Here is a 17,008-nt window from a genome sequence, read left to right on the forward strand (position 1 = left end):
CCTTTTCGCTTCAACCCTGACCCCGCTTGAGGACCTTGACATGCAAAAAGCCATGCAACCCCTTGATTCCCGCCTGATGAAGGCCTATGCCCGCCAGCCCGTGTCCTTCGTTCGTGGCCGTGGAGCCCGGCTGTGGGACGAGCACGGCACCGAATACCTGGACGCCATTGCCGGCGTGGCAGTGATCGCCCTGGGCCACGCGCACCCGGAGATCGCCGCCGTGATCGCCGAGCAGGCCGGCCTGCTGCTGCACACCTCCAACGTGTTCCGCATCGACTGGCAGGAACGCCTGGGCCAGCGCCTGTGCACCCTGGCCGGCATGGAGACGGCCTTTTTCTGCAACTCCGGCGCCGAGGCCAACGAGGCCGCGCTCAAGCTGGCGCGCCTGCACGGCCACCGCAGGCAGGTGGCGCGGCCGCAGATCCTGGTGATGGACAACGGCTTTCACGGCCGCACGCTGGCCACGCTGTCGGCCACCGGCAACCCGGCCAAGCAGCGCGGCTTCGAGCCGCTGATGCCGGGCTTTGTGCGCGTGCCCTATGACGACATCGCGGCCGTGCACCACGCCGCCGCCCAGCATGGCGACATCGTGGCCGTGCTGATCGAGCCCGTGCAGGGCGAAGGCGGCATCCGCCTGGCAAGCCCCGACTACCTGCGCCAGCTGCGCAGCCTGTGCGACCGGCACGGCTGGCTGCTGATGCTCGACGAGATCCAGACCGGCCTGGGACGCACCGGCGCCTGGTTCGGCCACCAGCACGCGGGCATCGCCCCCGATGTGATGACCCTGGCCAAGGCCCTGGGCAACGGCATTCCGATCGGCGCCTGCCTGGCGCGCGGGCCTGCGGCCGACCTGATCTCGCCCGGCCAGCATGGCTCCACCTTTGGCGGCAACCCCCTGGCCTGCCGCGTGGGCTGCACGGTGCTGGACATCATGGAGAGCGAGGACATCCCCGGCCGCGCCAGGCAACTGGGCCGGCGCCTGCTCAACGGCCTGCAGCAGGCGCTGCACGGCCACCCCGACGTGCTGGCCGTGCGCGGCCAGGGCCTGATGGTGGGCATCGAGCTGAACCGCAACTGCCAGGACCTGGTGGGCCGCGCGCTGGCCCAGCAGCGCCTGCTGATTACGGTGACGCGCGAATCCACCATCCGCCTGCTGCCGCCGCTGATATGCGACGAGCGCCAGATCGACGACATCGTCGCCCGCGTGGCCTGCCTGCTGGAGCCGGCCAGCGCCGCGCAGGCAGGCGCACCCGCCGCAGGCCAGCTGGCGGCTGCATGACCATCGCTCCCTACAGCCCTTGCCCCCATACAGGAACCACTCACCCATGTACGACGCATCCCTGACCCTGGCCGACTTCGACCTGCAGCTGGCCAAGGCCATCCAGAGCGAGAAACGCCGCCAGGAAGACCATGTGGAACTCATCGCCTCCGAAAACTACGCCAGCCCGCTGGTGATGGCGGTGCAGAACTCGGTCTTCACCAACAAGTACGCCGAGGGCTACCCCGGCAAGCGCTACTACAGCGGCTGCGAGAACGTGGACGTGGCCGAGCGCCTGGCCGTGGAACGCGCCATGGCGCTGTTCGACTGCGACTACGCCAACGTGCAGCCCCATGCCGGCGCCCAGGCCAATGCCGCCGTGTTCCTGGCGCTGGCCCAGCCCGGCGACACCGTCATGGGCATGAACCTGGCCCAGGGCGGTCACCTGACGCATGGCAACCCGTCCAACTTCTCGGGCCGCCACTACCGCATCGTCCCCTACGGCCTGGACCCCGCCACGGGCCTGATCGACTACGACGAAATGGAGCGCATCGCCGTGGAGCACCGGCCCCGCATGCTCATCGGCGGCTTCTCTGCCTACTCGCGCCACAAGGACTGGGCCCGCATGCGCGCCATTGCCGACAAGGTGGGCGCCGTGTTCTGGGTGGACATGGCCCATGTGGCAGGCCTGGTGGCCGCGGGCGAATACCCCAGCCCCCTGCCCCACGCGCATGTGGTCACCAGCACCACGCACAAGACGCTGCGGGGCCCGCGCGGCGGCCTGATCCTGTCCAAGGGACAGGACGAAACCTTCAACCGCCGCCTGAGCTCGGCCGTGTTCCCCGGCGTGCAGGGCGGGCCGCTGATGCATGTGATCGCCGCCAAGGCCGTCGCCTTCAAGGAGGCGCTGCAGCCGGGCTTCAAGACCTACCAGCGCCAGGTGCTGGCCAACGCCCGCGCCATGGCCGCCGTGATCCAGCAGCGCGGCTACCGCATCGTCTCGGGCGGCACGGACAACCACCTGATGCTGATCGACCTGTCCGACCGCAGCTACACCGGCAAGGACGCCGACGCCGCGCTCAGCGAGGCGCACATCACCACCAACAAGAACACCGTGCCCAACGACCCGCGCTCGCCCTTCGTGACCTCGGGCCTGCGCATAGGCACGCCCGCCGTCACCACGCGCGGCTTCGGCCAGGCGCAGTGCGAACAGCTGGCCGGCTGGCTGTGCGATGTGCTCGATGCGCTGGATGCGCAGGAAGGCGCCCGCTTTGCCAAGGTGGCGGCGCAGGTCAGGGAGCAGGTGACGGAGCTTTGCGCCCGCTATCCGGTGTACGGATAGCCCGCGCGCAGCCGTGGTGGATCAGGGGTTGGCGTTGAGGTTGGGGTTGGCGCAGGCGCCATCCATCCCCGCCATCTCCGCCAGCTTCTGCATGCGCGAGCGCTGATCCAGGCAGGCCTGGTGCTGGGCTTCGGCCGCCTTTTGCTGGGCCAGCTTCGCGGCCTTGGCGCGCTCGGCCTGCAACTGGGCGATGCGCTCGCGGATCTGGGGCATGGCGGCCACGGCGGCCTTTTCGCCCTCAAGAATGGCGCTGGCGCGCTGGGTGAAGTCGGCCGGGCCGATGTCCAGCACCTTGGGGCGGATGGTGATGTCGGCGCGGGCCAGTTCGGCCTGGCCCAGCTTCTGGCCCATGATGGCAATGGACTGGCCCAGGGCGCCCAGCATGTTCTCGGGCGCCTTGCCACGGGCCTTGTTGGAGATGTCCACGGCGATCACCAGGTCGGCGCCCAGCTGGCGCGCGGCGTCCACGGGCACGGGGCTGGTGATGCCGCCATCGACGAAGTGGAACTTGCCGATGGCCACGGGCTGGAACACACCCGGAATGCTGCTGGAGGCACGCACCGCCTGCCCCGTATTGCCGCGCGCGAACACGGTGCGCTCGCCGTCTTCCAGCCGCGTGGACACGGCCACGAAGGGCTTGGCCAGCTGCTCCAGCGGCTTGCGGCCCACCTGTTCGTTCACATAGTCTTCCAGCTTCTGCCCCACCAGCAGGCCGCCCGAGGACAGCTGCAGGTCGCGGATCCTGGTCTCATCCAGCGCAACGGCCTTTTCCTGCAGCTCGAAGGCGTTCATGCCGCTCGCATACAGCGCCCCCACCACGCTGCCCGCGCTGGTGCCGGACACCACCGCAGGCGCAAGGCCATTGGCTTCCAGCATCTTGATGACGCCGATATGGGCAAAGCCCTTCACGGCCCCGCCGCCCAGGGCCAGACCGATCCTGATGGGCGCCACGGGCGTGCCCGGCGCGGTGGGCGTGGACTCGGGCGTGGCCGCCGAGGGGCTGGGCGGGTTGCTGCCGCAAGCGGCCAGCCCCGCCAGGCTCAGGTACACCAGTGGACGCAAAAGGGCTTGGAGGCGCATGCCAGGGATCCTGCTGTCGGATGACGAGATTCGGGGCGGGCAGTATAGCGGCAGGGGCAAACCACCGCCGGCGACGCATCATGCTGCGGGCGGCAGAGGGCATCCTGAAGTCGCTCAGGGATGCGAGGGCTCAAACCGCCGGATTCGCGCCAGCACGTCCGCCATGGCATCGCGGGCTTCGGCAAGGTCGTAGTCGGACTGCAGGTTGAGCCAGCTTTGCGCGTCCGTGCCAAAGAAGACCGCAAGGCGCAGCGCCGTATCCGCCGTGATGCCGCGCATGCCCTTCACGATCTCGTTGATGCGCCGGGGCGGAACATCGATGGCCTTTGCCAACGCGTACTGGCTCAGGCCCATGGGTTCGAGCCACTCCTGCATCAGGATTTCTCCTGGGTGCGGTAGCCTGATTTCACGCGACATGTGCACTCCTTTCAGTTTCGGGCCACTTCAACTCCGGGGACTGAGCAACTCCCGCATCCCCTGCACAGCCTCCCGCAAAAACCCCCAGACCGCCTCGATGCGCTGAACCTGCCGGGCATCCGAGGGCATGCTCATCCAGAAGGTGCGGGTGAAGCAGGCCTCGGCGGGCAGGACGCGGCTGAGCACGGGGTCGCGGTCGGCGATGAAGGCGGGCAGCACGGCCAGGCCGGCGCCGGCGCGCACGGCCTCGTACTGGGCGGTGATGCTGGTGCTGCGAAAGGCAAAGCGCTCGGGCTGGAACAGGGTGGACAGCAGCTGCAGCTCGCGCGTGAACAGCAGGTCGTCCACATAGTGGATGAAGCTGTGGTGGCGCAGGTCCTCGGTGCGCGCCACCAGCGGGCGGCGCGCAAGGTATTCGCGCTGGCCGTAGAGGAAGAGCCGGTAGTCCGTGAGCTTGGTGACCACGGCCGAGCCGCGCGTGGGACGCTCCAGCGAGATGACGATGTCGGCCTCGCGCCGCGACAGGTGCAGCAGGCGCGGCAGGGCCAGCAGGTCGATGCTCAGCAGCGGATGGCGCTGCGTCAGCGCGGCCAGCTGCGGGGCCAGCAGCTGGGTGCCGAAGCCCTCGGTGGCGCCCACGCGCACCAGGCCCGACGGACCCTGGCTGGTGGATTCCGCCGTCAGCGGCATGCGCTCCAGCCCGGCGGCGGCGCGCTGCATGGCGTCTGCCACGCCCAGCAGCTGTCGGCCGGCCTCCGTGGGCCGCCATTGGCCCGCTTCGCGCTCGAAGAGTACGGCCCCCAGCTGCTTTTCCAGGGCCTGGATGCGGCGCGACACCGTGGTGTGCTCCACGCCCAGTTGCCGCGCGGCGGCGGCCATGCTGCCGCTGCGCGCCAGCTCGCCAAAGAATCTCAGGTGGTCCCAGTCCATGGGTCAAAGCCGCCTCAGTCGGCAGCGGCGCGGCGCGCGGCCAGCGTGCTGGGCGCACGCGCCAGCTCGTCGTTTTGCCGCACCAGGACGGCCATCATGTCCATGAACAGGCCCCGCTGCTCCTGCGGCAGCGGCTCCAGCATGCGCTGCTGGGCCCGCAGCACCGAGGGCTCGGCAGCGGCCAGCAGCGCGGCGCCTTCTGCGGTGACGGACAGCAGGCGCACGCGCCGGTCGGCCGGGCTGGTGTTGCGCACCATGAGGCCGCGCGCCTCCAGCCGGTCGATGACGCTGCCAATGGTCGAGGTATCGAAGCCGATCATCCGCGCCAGCGTGCGCTGGTCCACGCCGGGCTGGCGCAGCACGGCCGACAGCGCCGCGTACTGCACGGGGGTCACGCCGAATTCCTGGGTCTCCTCCATGAAGACGGCTACCGCGATCTGCTGCAGGCGGCGGATGTGGTAGCCGGGGTAGTTTTCTAGTTCTGCGGGTTGGTAGTCCATGGCCATTGCGCTCTTTTCCGGGTCCCTGCGGGCAAGCGCAGATGTTCGCATGAACCGCGCCCTCCGTTGGCCTTGGCTGGCAGACAGGTGATTCAACTGAACACGCTATCCATCACCGTTTTGCCTGCATCCAGGGAAACCCCAGGCTGGGCTGATGCAAATCAACACTACACTTATCGTCAGCATACTGTTTAATTAGTCGCGACGCAGCTGACCTGCAGGCTGGCGACACGCACCACGAAGCACAGGACATCCATGAGCACCAGCATTTCTTCCCGGGCGCTGCCCGTTCTTGTGGCAGGCGGCGGCATTGGCGGCGTGGCGGCCGCGCTGGCCCTGGCGCGCCAGGGATTCGCCGTCAAGGTGCTGGAGCAGGCGCCGCAGCTGGGCGAGATCGGCGCTGGCATACAGCTGGGGCCCAACGCATTCGCGGCCTTCGACGCGCTGGGCATTGGCGAGCTGGCCCGGGGCCGCGCCGTCTATACCGACGAGATGGTGATGCACGACGCGCTCGATGAACGACTGGTCGGCCGCATTCCCACGGGCGAGGCGTTTCGCGCCCGCTTCGGCAACCCGTATGCGGTGATCCACCGCGCCGACATCCACACCTCGCTGCTCGAAGGCGCGCGCGCCCACGGTCAAATCGAGACGCTGACGGGCGCCCGCATCGAAGCCGTGCAGCAGGAGGGTGACACCGTCACCGTGCGCGACCAGCACGGCCAGGTCCATGTGGGCCAGGCCCTGATCGGCGCCGATGGCGTGAAGTCCGTGGTACGCCAGCAGTACGTGGGCGATGCGGCGCGTGTCTCCGGCCATGTGGTGTACCGCGCCGTGGTGGAGAAGAACGACTTCCCCGAAGACCTGCGCTGGAACGCGGCCAGCATCTGGGTCGGCCCCAACTACCACCTGGTGCACTACCCGCTGCGCGGCTGCGAGCAGTACAACGTGGTCGTCACCTTCCACAGCCGCGAGCAGGAGGAATGGGGCGTGCGCGAAGGCAGCCGCCAAGAGGTGCAAAGCTACTACAGCGACTGCTGCCCGCGCGCGCGCCAGCTCATAGACCTGCCCAAAAGCTGGAAGCGCTGGGCCACGGCCGACCGCGAGCCCATTGGCCAGTGGAGCTTCGGCCGCGCCACGCTGCTGGGCGATGCGGCCCACCCTACCCTGCAGTACATCGCCCAGGGCGCCTGCATGGCGCTGGAAGACGCGGTGACGCTGGGCCAGGCGCTCAAGCGCTGCGGCAACGACTGGCCGCAGGCGCTGCGGCTGTACGAGCGCTCGCGCATCGCCCGCACGGCGCGCGTGGTGCTGTCCGCGCGCGAGATGGGCCGCATCTTCCACGCCAGCGGTGTGGAGCGCCTGGTGCGCAACGACCTCTGGAAGGGCCGCACGCCCCAGCGTTTCTACGACGCCATGGAATGGCTGTACGGCTGGAAGGCCGAAACCTGCCTCGCCGAAGACTGAACACAAGGAGACCGCCATGCAAGAACTTGGCCGCCTGGAAGACCTGCCCCAGGACTACCGCGACGAACTCACGCGCAACAACCTGGTGCCGCTATGGCCCAGCCTGCGCAACGTGATGCCGCCGCACACGCCGCGCCCGCGCACCCAGCCCATTGCCTGGCCCTACCAGGCCATCCGCCCGCTGTTGATGCAGGCCGGCGAGCTGACGCCCATCGAAAAAGCCGAGCGCCGCGTGCTGGTGCTGGCCAACCCCGGCCATGGGCTGGAGAAGATGCAGGCCAGCTCCTCCATCTACCTGGGCATGCAGCTGCTGCTGCCCGGCGAGTGGGCGCCCTCGCACCGCCACACGCCCAATGCCGTGCGCATGGTGGTGGAAGGCCAGGGCGCATGGAGCCTGGTCGACGGCGAGAAATGCCCCATGGAGCGCGGCGACCTGATCCTCACGCCCACGGGCCTGTGGCACGAGCATGGCCACGACGGCGACGAGCCCGTGATCTGGCTCGATGTGCTGGACCTGCCCCTGGCCTACTACCTGGAAGTCACCTACCACGTGGACGGCCCGCGCCAGCCCGCCCTGCCCGGCCGTGGCGACCGGGCGTATGCGCGCGGCGGCCTGGCACCCACGCAGGTGTTCGCCCGCAACGCCAAGGCCTACCCCATGCTGCGCTACCCCTGGAAGGACGCGCGCGCCGCGCTGCTGGAACTGGCCGCCGACCGGCCGGACCTGGACTGCGTGCAGCTGGCCTACACCAACCCCGAAACCGGGGCCGACTGCGAAAACATCCTGGGCTTCTACGCGCTGATGCTGCGCCCGGGCCAGACGCTGCAGTTGCCCGCGCGCTCGCCGGCCTGCGTGTTCCACGTCATCGAGGGCGGCGCCAGCGTGGCCGCCGTGGACCGCCACTTCGACCTGGCCCCGGCCGACACCTGCTGCGTGCCCGGCTGGGCGCCCGCCACGCTGGCCAATGCCAGCGCCAGCGAGCCCGCCTTCCTCTTCCTGGCCGACGAGGCGCCTTTGCACCGAAAGCTGGGCCTCTACGAAGTCCGGCCTTGAATCCTCCGATGTCTCTTTACTCCCCCATCGCCAATACCATGACCGCCCCCCAATACCTCTGGACCCCGCCCCCCGTCCAATCCCTGCCCGTGCGCGGCAGCACGCAGCGCCTGCCCGTGAACCGCCTGTTCTTCGTGGGCCGCAACTACCACGCCCATGCCGTCGAAATGGGCCGCCCGGTGGACAAGAGCGTGGAGCGCCCCTTCTACTTCACCAAGGCGCCCTCCACGCTGACCGAATCGGGTGCCACCGTGGCCTACCCGCCCGAGACGAACAACTACCACTTCGAGATGGAACTGGTGGTGGCCATCGGCAAGGCGGGCTTTCGCATTGCGGCAGACCAGGCGCATGAACACATCTACGGCTACGCCTGCGGCCTGGACATGACGCGCCGCGACCTTCAGCTGGCGGCGCGCGACAAGGGCCGGCCCTGGGACCTGGGCAAGGACGTGGAGCAGTCCTCGGTGGCCAGCGAGATCGTGCCCATGCCGGGCCAGGTGATCGAATCCGGCGCCATTGCACTGGCCGTCAATGGCGAGACAAAGCAGCAGTCCGACGTGGACAAGCTGATCTGGAACATCCGCGAAATCATTGCCGACCTCTCGCTGTTCTATCACCTGCAGCCCGGCGACCTCATCTACACAGGCACGCCCGAGGGCGTGGGCGCCGTGCTGCCGGGCGACCGCATCACGGGCCATGTGCAGGGCGTGGGCGAGATCGCGCTCACCGTGGGCCAGCCTGAATAAGACCGGGGAGACCACCACCATGAAGCTCTACAGCTTTTTCCGCAGCGGCACCTCGCACCGCCTGCGCATCGCGCTCCACCTCAAGGGCCTGCGCCCTGACTACTTCCCCGTTGACCTGCGCGTGGACGAGCAGGCCCAGGCGCCGTTCAAGCAGGTCAACCCGCAGGGCCTGGTGCCCGCGCTGACGCTGGACGATGGCCGCACGCTGATCCAGTCGCCGGCCATCATCGAATGGCTGGAGGACCGCCACCCCGAGCCGCCGCTGCTGCCCGCCGACCCCGAGGACCGCGCCCAGGTGCGCGCATTGGCCGCCATCGTGGGCTGCGACGTGCATCCCATCAACAACCGCCGCATCCTGCAGACCCTGCGTCGCCAGTTCGGTGCGGACGAGGCCGCCATCAACGCCTGGTGCGCCACCTGGATTGCCGACGGCTTCGACGCCATCGAGGCCCTGCTGGCACGCGACACGCAGCGCGGCGACTTCTGCTTCGGCCACGCACCCACGCTGGCCGATGTCTACCTGGTGCCCCAGGTCGAAAGCGCACGCCGCTTTGGCGTGGACCTGGACCGCTGGCCGCTGATCAGCGCTGTGGACAGGGCCTGCGCGGCCCTGCCCGCCTTTGCGCAGGCCGCGCCCCTGGCCCAGCCTGACGCCGGCTGAACCTCGCCTGAACCCCGCCGCGCCTTTGCCGGCAGCCCCGCCCCGCCCCGAGTCCTCGCCAGAAGGACCGGGGCATTGCAAGCAGTGAAAAAAGCAGATCCAACAGGAGACAGACTGTGAAAGCATCCCCATCCAGCCGCCTCGGCGCCGCCCCCTCCCGCCACAAGGCCCTTGCAGGCGCCGCCCTGCTGCTGGCCTCCATCGCCCCGCTGCATTGCGCCTGGGCGCAGGCAGGCTCCAGCAGCACCGCCAGCTTTCCCACGCGCCCCGTCACCGTGATCACGGCCTTTGCCGTGGGCAGCGGCCCTGACGCCGTGCTGCGCATCGTGGGCGAAAAGCTTTCCGCCCGCTGGAAGCAGGGCGTGACCGTGGACAACCGCCCAGGCGGCGGCGGCTTTGTCGCCATCGAAGCCGCACGCCGCGCCAAGCCCGACGGCTACACGCTGCTGCAGCTCGACAGCGAACATGTCTCCGCCCTGCCCTACCTCTACAAGCAGCGCAACTTCCATCCGCTGCAGCACTTCGACCCGGTGGCGCCGCTGTTCCTCACGCCCTTTTTCGTGGCCGTGCCCACGAACTCGCCCTGGAAGAGCATGGGCGACCTGATCAAGGCGGCCAAGTCGGAGCCCGGCAAGGTCAGCTACGGCTCCTGGGGCGTGGGCAGCCCCGGCCACCTGGGCGGCGAATGGCTGGACTTCCTGACCGGCAGCAAGATGACCCACGTTCCCTACCGCGAGGTCAGCCAGCTCTACACCTCGGTGGCCAATGGCGACCCGGCCTGGAGCTTTGCCAGCATTCCCTCCAGCCAGGGCATCTACAAATCCGGCAAGATCCGCTACCTGGCCGTGGCCGCACCCCAGCGCATCGCCCAGATGCCCGACGTGCTCACCGTGGCCGAATCGGGCGGCCCCGCCGACCTGATCGTGAACTCCTTCGTCTCCCTGCTGGCGCCCAAGGGCGTGGACGCCGCCCTGCGCGACAGGATCCATGCCGACGTGGTCGCCGTGCTGCAGGATCCGCAGGTGCGCGAGAAATTCGCCACCTTCGCCTTCCAGCCCATCACCTGGGAGGTGCCGGAGATGGAGAAATTCGCCAGGACCAAGGCGGACCAGTACAAGCTGCTGATCCAGAAGGCGAATATCAGCCTGGATTGAGCCCGCCGCCTGCCTCAACCCTGGGACTGCGGATTCGCAAACCCCGCCACCTGCTCGTAATGGCGGGCAATGGCACGCAGCTCGTCCTGGCTGATCAGCTCGTCGATATGGCCGAAGGGCTGGCCGCCACTGAGCTCGTCGGCCTTCATGATGATGAAGTCGGGCGGCGTGGAGCGGTTGGTCAGCACCACCTGGCTGGTGGCGGGCAGGCGGCTGGCCTCATAGGCGGCCAGCAGCGCCAGCGGGTCGCCCTGCGGGTCGGCGGCCAGCAGGTCGGCCAGCACCCGCGCATCGCGCATGGCCTGGGCCGAGCCGTTGGAGCCACGCGGATACATGGGGTGGGCGGCATCGCCCAGCAGGGTCACGCGGCCGAAGCTCCACTGGTCCACGGGGTCCTTGTCCACCATGGGGTACTCGAAGATGGTCTCGGCCGAGCGGATCAGGGCCGGCACATCCAGCCAGTCGAAGGTCCAGCCGCCAAAAATCTCCAGCACATCCTCCATGCGGCCTGCGCGGTTCCAGTCGTTCATGCGCATCTGCGGGTCGCGGATCTCGGCCACCCAGTTGATGCGCTGCATGCCCTGGCCGTCGACGTTGTCCTCGATGGGATAGATCACCATCTTGCCGGTATCGACCGAGCCGATGCGCAGATAGCTCTTGCCCGTCAGGATGGGCTTGAAGCGCGAGACGCCGCGCCAGGTGTTGATGCCGCCGAAGGCCAGCTCCTCCTGCGGATAGAACTGGCGCCGCACGGCGGAGTTGACGCCATCGCAGGCCACGACGATGTCGGCCGTGGCGGACGGCGGCACATGGCCCTGCGCATCCGGCGCGAAATGCACGGTGGCGCCATGGGCCGACTGGTCCACGCGCACGCAGCGGTGGCCCGTGTGCACGGCACCCGGGCCCAGGCGCTGCACGGCTGCCTCGAAGAGAACGCGGTGCAGGCGGCCACGGTGGATGCCCAGCTCCGGCAGCTCGTAGCCCGCATGGCGGCCGCGCGGCTCGCGGTAGACGAACTGGCCATAGCGGTTGAAGAACACGCTTTCCAGGTTCTCGATCGCCTGGGCCTCCAGCTGCGGCTGCAGGCCCAGGTCGCTGAGTTCGCGCATGGCATGCGGCAGCAGGGTAATGCCCGCGCCGATCTCGCGGACCTCGGGCACGGCCTCGAAGACTTCGCAGGCAATGCCTCTTTGATGCAGGGCCAATGCCAGGCACAGGCCTCCGATGCCGCCCCCCACGATCGCTACTTTCATCCGCTGACTCTCCATGCTTTCTCCAGGGGCGCCTTGGGCGCCCGTCCCGCCTACTCGGCGGTAATCCCCCGCGCCTTGACCAGATCGGCCCAGCGCCGGGCGTCCTTTTGCACCAGGGCCTTGAACTCGGCCGGCGTGCTGCCGGCCGGATCCATGCCCTGGGGCGCGAAGGCATGCCGGACTTCCTCCGACGCCAAAATCGCGCGGATCTCGCGATTGAGGGCATCGACCTGGTCCGCCGGCATGCCGGCCGGCGCAAACACGCCGTACCACATATCCACGTTCACATCGCCCGCCTTGGCCTCCTTGAGCGTGGGCACATCGGGCAGCAGCGGGTGGCGCTGGTGGCTGCCAATGCCCAGCGCGCGCAGCTTGCCGGCCTTCACGTGCACCAGGGCCACGTGAATGGGCAGGAACATGCATTCCACCTGGCCGCCCAGCAGGTCGGTCAGCGCCGGCCCTGTTCCGCGATACGGGATGTGCGTGATCGACACCCCGGCCGTGCTCTTGAAAAGCTCCATCGCCATATGGTGCGGAGTGCCCACTCCCGGCGAGGCGTAATTGATGCGGCCCGGCGAGGCCTTGGCGGCCTTCACCAGATCGGCCGCCGTCTGATAGGCCGAGGCCGTGGGCGTCACCAAAATCAACTGCCCCCAACTGGTCAGCGTCACAGGTTCGAGGTCTGTCAGCGGATTGAATGGCAATTTGGGATACAGCGATGCATTCATCACCAGGGTATTCACTGTCACCAAAAGCGTCTGGCCATTGGCGGGCGAGCGCACAACGGCCTCGGTGCCGATATTTCCAGAGGCGCCCGGCTTGTTCTCCACCACCACGGGCCGGCCCTGGCGCTTGGCCAGCAAAGGTCCGATGGTTCGCGCTATCGTGTCGATTCCAGTCCCCGGAGTGAAAGGCACAATCAATTTCAGAGGCACACTCTCGGTACTGGCGATGGCACCTGCTACGGGTAAACCCAATACTCCCAATCCGCTCGTCTTCAAAAATTGCCGTCTGCCAACAAAATTTCGCATGTAGACCTCTTTTGTAGTTAGCATGCAAACGCATGGTAATCATGCACCAAAATGGGCACAATTGGTGGAAATCGAATGAATACTGGACACTTCTGCAAGAATACTAGACGCATATGGACACGATGACGCCTGCACCACTGCCGCTATATCAGCGCCCTGGCTTTTTGCTGCGGCGCGCCCACCAGATTTCGGTCGGCATTTTTGAAGAGCAATGCCGCCCCCTGGGACTGACGCCGCCACAGTACGGCGCCCTGGTCCTGATCGACGCCTCCCCCGGCTCCGACCAAAGCTCCCTGGCGCGCGCCATGGGCTTTGACAAGGTGACCACGCTGCGCTTGGTGCGCGGGCTGGAAGAGCGCGAATACGTGCACCGCGCCCTGAGCACGCGCGACCGCCGCCAGCACGAACTGACGCTGACCGACAAGGGCCGCGCCCTTCTGGCCGCCAGCGTGCCGCTGGTGGACCAGGCCTACCACCGCCTGGTGTCCCCGCTGGAGGACGGCGAGCTGCAGGAGCTGCTGCGCCTGCTGGCCAAGCTGGAGTCCGGCCTGGGCGCAAATGCCCGCGTGAAGCTGGAGCCGCTGCGCAAGCCCGGCGCCCGCGCCGTTCAGCCTCCTGCTCCTGCCGACGACGCCCGCCTGCCGGCCACCGGCACGGACTGAGCCGCTGACCGCCTGAACCAGCATGGCCTGCGCCTGCCGCAGGCCATGCTCTTTTTTGCGCCAGCCTGTGCAAAAACGCACATGAATACTGCACATATCTCCATTGCTTGCGAAAAACCGCACAGCTACCATGCGATGAACGCCCGGCGCACGCATGCCGGGCTGACACCACCGCAACAGGAGACAAGCCATGAATGCATCCACGTCCGCCAAGGTTTTGGCGCCCACGGTCAAGCTGCTGATCAACGGCAAGCTGGTCGAATCCCAAAGCACCCAATGGCGCGATGTGGTCAACCCGGCCACGCAGGAAGTGCTGGCCCGCGTGCCATTTGCCACGCCTGACGAGGTCAACGCCGCCGTCGCCAACGCCAAGGAAGCCTTCAAGACCTGGCGCAAGACCCCCATTGGCCAGCGCGCCCGCATCTTCCTGAAGCTGCAGCAGCTGATCCGCGAGAACATGAAGGAGCTGGCCGCCCTGCTGACCGCCGAACAGGGCAAGACCCTGCCTGACGCGGAAGGCGATGTCTTCCGCGGCCTGGAAGTGGTGGAGCATGCGGCCAACATCGGCTCGCTGCAGCTGGGCGAGCTGGCCAACAACGTGGCCAACGGCGTGGACACCTATTCCGTGCTGCAGCCGCTGGGCGTGTGCGCGGGCATCACCCCCTTCAACTTCCCGGCCATGATTCCGCTGTGGATGTTCCCCATGGCCATCGCCACGGGCAACACCTTCGTGCTCAAGCCCTCCGAGCAGGACCCCATGGTCACCATGCGCCTGTGCGAGCTGGCGCTGGAAGCCGGCATTCCGCCCGGCGTGCTGAACGTGGTGCACGGCGGCGAGGACGTGGTCAACGCCATCTGCGATCACCCCGACATCAAGGCCATCAGCTTCGTGGGCTCCACCAAGGTCGGCACCCATGTCTACAACCGTGCCAGCCTGGCCGGCAAGCGCGTGCAATGCATGATGGGCGCCAAGAACCACGCCATCGTCATGCCCGACGCCAACAAGGAGCAAACGCTCAACGCCCTGCTGGGCGCAGCCTTCGGCGCGGCAGGCCAGCGCTGCATGGCGCTGTCGGTGGCCGTGCTGGTGGGCGATGCACAGAAGTGGATTCCCGAGCTGGTGGAAAAGTCCAAGACCCTCAAGGTCAGCGGCGGCACCGAGCCCGGCACCGACGTGGGCCCGCTGGTGTCCTGTGCGGCGCTGTCGCGTGTGGAAAGCCTGATCGAACGCGGCATGGCCGACGGCGCCAAGCTGGAACTGGACGGCCGCAAGCCCCAGGTGGCCGGCTACGACAAGGGCAACTTCGTCGGCCCCACCGTGTTCAGCGGCGTCAAGCCCGGCATGAGCGTGTATGACCAGGAAATCTTCGGCCCCGTGCTCTGCCTGGCGGCTGCCGAGAGCCTGGACGAGGCCATCGAGTTCATCAACGCCAACCCCAACGGCAACGGCACGGCCATCTTCACGCAGTCGGGCGCGGCGGCGCGCAAGTTCCAGGAAGACATCGACGTGGGCCAGGTCGGCATCAACGTGCCGATTCCCGTGCCGGTTCCGCTGTTCTCCTTCACGGGCAGCCGCGCCTCCAAGCTGGGCGACCTGGGCCCCTACGGCAAGCAGGTCGTGCTGTTCTACACGCAGACCAAGACCGTCACGGCGCGCTGGTTCGACGACAGCACCACCAGCCAGGGCGTGAACACCACCATCAGCCTGCGCTGATGCACGGGTGGGCGGGCCTGGATTGATCCGGGGCAGGCCCCGGCTCTGGGATGATGGCGGCATGCGTTTTCCAATGACCGCCTCCCTCTCCCGGGGCCTGGGTGCCGCCTTGCTCACCGCCCTGGCCGCCCTGCCCCTGACCCTTCACGCGCAGGCCGGTGCAGCCTGCGACCCGGCCTCCACCGCCGCCGCCAGCCGCAATGCCTGCGCGGTCCAGGCCTTCCAGGAGGCCGACACCGCGCTCAACATCCGCTACCTGGACGTCATGCAGCAACTGCCCCAGGGCAAGCGCACGGGCCTGCGCCACGACCAGAACGGCTGGATCAAGGGCCGCACGGCGCGCTGCAAGGCCGCCACGCGCGACAGCGAAACCCAGCCCGAAGGCCCGCGCCTGTACCACGAATGCCTCACGGCCGCGACACAGGAGCGCATGCAGGCGCTGGAGCGCTGGCTGCAGCACTGACCGCCGCACGCACCGACAGGCATCGACAGGCGCCCACAGGCCCCGAAAGCCCCCCCAGAACAACAAGGGCCCCAGAGCCCAACGCAGGAGACAAGCCAGCCATGGACTTCGAACTCAACGACGACCAGCGCGCCTTTGCCGAATCGGCCCGCGCCTTTGCCCAGGCCGAACTCGCGCCCCATGCCGCGCACTGGGACCGTGAATCCATCTTCCCGCGCGAGGCCATCGCCAAGGCGGGCGAACTGGGCTTTTGCGGCCTGTACGCGCCCGAGAACGCCGGCGGCCTGCAACTGCCGCGCCTGGATGCCACCATGGTCTTCGAGGAACTGGCCGCCGTCGATCCCTCCACCACCGCCTTCATCACCATCCACAACATGGCCACCTGGATGCTGGGCACCTGGGCCACCGACGCCGTGCGCGCCGAATGGGGCGAGGCCCTGACCAGCGGCCGCAAGCTGGCCAGCTACTGCCTGACCGAGCCCGGCGCGGGCTCGGACGCCGGCTCGCTCAAGACCCGGGCCGAGCTTGCGGGCCATGAATACATCATCAACGGCGCCAAGGCCTTCATCAGCGGCGCGGGCAGCACCGACATGCTGGTGCTGATGGCCAGAACGGGCGACGCAGGCTCGGGCGCCAGCGGCATCTCCGCCTTTGCCGTGCCTGCCGACCTGCCCGGCATCAGCTACGGCAAGAAGGAAGAAAAAATGGGCTGGAACAGCCAGCCCACGCGCGTCATCAGCTTCGACAACGTGCGCATCCCTGCCCAGAACCTGCTGGGCCGCGAGGGCGAAGGCTTCAAGATCGCCATGAAGGGCCTGGACGGCGGGCGCATCAACATCGCCACCTGCTCCGTGGGCGCCGCCCAGGGCGCGCTCACCCAGGCCCAGCAATACATGCACGAGCGCAAGCAGTTCGGCAAGCCCATTGCCAGCTTCCAGGCCCTGCAGTTCAAGCTGGCCGACATGGCCACCGAACTCGTGGCCGCGCGCCAGATGGTGCGCCTGGCCGCCTCCAAGCTCGATGCCGGTGCGCGCGACGCCTCCACCTACTGCGCCATGGCCAAGCGCTTTGCCACCGATGCCGGCTTCATGGTCTGCAACGAAGCCCTGCAGCTGCACGGCGGCTACGGCTACATCCGCGAATACCCGCTGGAGCGCCTCATGCGCGATGCCCGCGTGCACCAGATCCTCGAAGGCACGAACGAAATCATGCGCGTCATCATCGCGCGGCGCATGCTGGAAGGCGATGCGCCGGACATGATCCGCTGACTCATCCACAT

Annotated in this window: 17 protein-coding genes; 11 read left to right on the top strand and 6 right to left on the bottom strand. The window is 68.1% G+C overall.

Annotated elements, in window-relative coordinates:
- Positions 1-52 precede the first annotated feature (52 nt).
- Entirely contained in the window at positions 53-1,279 is a 1,227-nt protein-coding gene (locus IB269_RS15530; protein ID WP_192367585.1) for an aspartate aminotransferase family protein, read from the top strand.
- A 46-nt stretch (positions 1,280-1,325) separates the two neighbouring features.
- Positions 1,326-2,600 (top strand): serine hydroxymethyltransferase, encoded by a 1,275-nt coding sequence (gene glyA, locus IB269_RS15535; protein ID WP_192367586.1) that lies wholly within the window; start codon positions 1,326-1,328, stop codon positions 2,598-2,600.
- Positions 2,601-2,621: 21 nt separating this feature from the next.
- Here glyA and IB269_RS15540 read toward each other — a convergent pair whose 3' ends face one another.
- The 4 genes from IB269_RS15540 to IB269_RS15555 all read right to left on the bottom strand — a co-directional run bounded on the left by IB269_RS15540 (position 2,622) and on the right by IB269_RS15555 (position 5,578).
- Positions 2,622-3,680, bottom strand: a complete 1,059-nt coding sequence (locus IB269_RS15540; protein ID WP_016446015.1) for a patatin-like phospholipase family protein — start codon at positions 3,678-3,680, stop codon at positions 2,622-2,624.
- Positions 3,681-3,794: 114 nt separating this feature from the next.
- The gene (locus IB269_RS15545; RefSeq protein ID WP_192367587.1) at positions 3,795-4,097 is read right to left on the bottom strand and encodes a HigA family addiction module antitoxin; all 303 of its coding nucleotides are present in this window, start codon (positions 4,095-4,097) and stop codon (positions 3,795-3,797) included.
- Between the two features lie 27 nt (positions 4,098-4,124).
- Positions 4,125-5,027 carry a LysR family transcriptional regulator gene (locus IB269_RS15550; protein WP_192367588.1) on the bottom strand — a complete coding sequence of 301 codons (903 nt, stop codon included), beginning with the start codon at positions 5,025-5,027 and terminating at the stop codon, positions 4,125-4,127.
- A gap of 14 nt (positions 5,028-5,041) precedes the next feature.
- Entirely contained in the window at positions 5,042-5,578 is a 537-nt protein-coding gene (locus IB269_RS15555; protein ID WP_012205532.1) for a MarR family winged helix-turn-helix transcriptional regulator, read from the bottom strand.
- A 204-nt stretch (positions 5,579-5,782) separates the two neighbouring features.
- Here IB269_RS15555 and IB269_RS15560 point away from each other — a divergent pair, with 204 nt between their 5' ends.
- The 5 genes from IB269_RS15560 (at position 5,783) to IB269_RS15580 (ending at position 10,606) form a co-directional block, all read left to right on the top strand.
- Positions 5,783-6,991 carry a 3-hydroxybenzoate 6-monooxygenase gene (locus IB269_RS15560; RefSeq protein ID WP_192367589.1) on the top strand — a complete coding sequence of 403 codons (1,209 nt, stop codon included), beginning with the start codon at positions 5,783-5,785 and terminating at the stop codon, positions 6,989-6,991.
- Positions 6,992-7,007: 16 nt separating this feature from the next.
- Positions 7,008-8,045 carry a cupin domain-containing protein gene (locus IB269_RS15565; RefSeq protein WP_192367590.1) on the top strand — a complete coding sequence of 346 codons (1,038 nt, stop codon included), beginning with the start codon at positions 7,008-7,010 and terminating at the stop codon, positions 8,043-8,045.
- Between the two features lie 38 nt (positions 8,046-8,083).
- A complete protein-coding gene (locus tag IB269_RS15570) occupies positions 8,084-8,791 on the top strand; it encodes a fumarylacetoacetate hydrolase family protein (RefSeq protein ID WP_192367591.1) in 708 nt (235 codons plus the stop codon).
- Between the two features lie 19 nt (positions 8,792-8,810).
- Positions 8,811-9,452, top strand: a complete 642-nt coding sequence (gene maiA / locus IB269_RS15575; RefSeq protein ID WP_192367592.1) for a maleylacetoacetate isomerase — start codon at positions 8,811-8,813, stop codon at positions 9,450-9,452.
- 116 nt (positions 9,453-9,568) lie between these two features.
- A complete protein-coding gene (locus IB269_RS15580) occupies positions 9,569-10,606 on the top strand; it encodes a Bug family tripartite tricarboxylate transporter substrate binding protein (protein WP_192367593.1) in 1,038 nt (345 codons plus the stop codon).
- Between the two features lie 14 nt (positions 10,607-10,620).
- On the opposite strand, the gene IB269_RS15585 is transcribed toward IB269_RS15580, so the two are convergent.
- Both IB269_RS15585 and IB269_RS15590 read right to left on the bottom strand, forming a co-directional pair.
- Positions 10,621-11,859 carry a flavin-dependent oxidoreductase gene (locus IB269_RS15585; protein ID WP_192367594.1) on the bottom strand — a complete coding sequence of 413 codons (1,239 nt, stop codon included), beginning with the start codon at positions 11,857-11,859 and terminating at the stop codon, positions 10,621-10,623.
- A gap of 50 nt (positions 11,860-11,909) precedes the next feature.
- Positions 11,910-12,890: a tripartite tricarboxylate transporter substrate binding protein gene (locus IB269_RS15590; RefSeq protein ID WP_043781939.1), complete on the bottom strand. Its 981-nt coding sequence runs from the start codon at positions 12,888-12,890 to the stop codon at positions 11,910-11,912.
- 122 nt (positions 12,891-13,012) lie between these two features.
- Between IB269_RS15590 and IB269_RS15595 the strand changes: the two genes are divergently transcribed.
- From IB269_RS15595 to IB269_RS15610, 4 genes are all read left to right on the top strand, one after another.
- Positions 13,013-13,552 carry a MarR family winged helix-turn-helix transcriptional regulator gene (locus IB269_RS15595; protein WP_225614156.1) on the top strand — a complete coding sequence of 180 codons (540 nt, stop codon included), beginning with the start codon at positions 13,013-13,015 and terminating at the stop codon, positions 13,550-13,552.
- 190 nt (positions 13,553-13,742) lie between these two features.
- Complete coding sequence (locus IB269_RS15600; RefSeq protein ID WP_192367596.1) at positions 13,743-15,266, top strand: CoA-acylating methylmalonate-semialdehyde dehydrogenase; 1,524 nt, start codon at positions 13,743-13,745, stop codon at positions 15,264-15,266.
- Between the two features lie 61 nt (positions 15,267-15,327).
- Positions 15,328-15,729 (top strand): lysozyme inhibitor LprI family protein, encoded by a 402-nt coding sequence (locus IB269_RS15605; RefSeq protein ID WP_052151730.1) that lies wholly within the window; start codon positions 15,328-15,330, stop codon positions 15,727-15,729.
- 101 nt (positions 15,730-15,830) lie between these two features.
- Entirely contained in the window at positions 15,831-16,997 is a 1,167-nt protein-coding gene (locus IB269_RS15610) for an acyl-CoA dehydrogenase family protein (RefSeq protein WP_016446004.1), read from the top strand.
- Positions 16,998-17,008: the final 11 nt, after the last annotated feature.

The organism is Delftia sp. DLF01 (assembly GCF_014852125.1).
In the GTDB taxonomy this organism is placed as follows: Bacteria; Pseudomonadota; Gammaproteobacteria; order Burkholderiales; family Burkholderiaceae_C; genus Comamonas; species Comamonas acidovorans.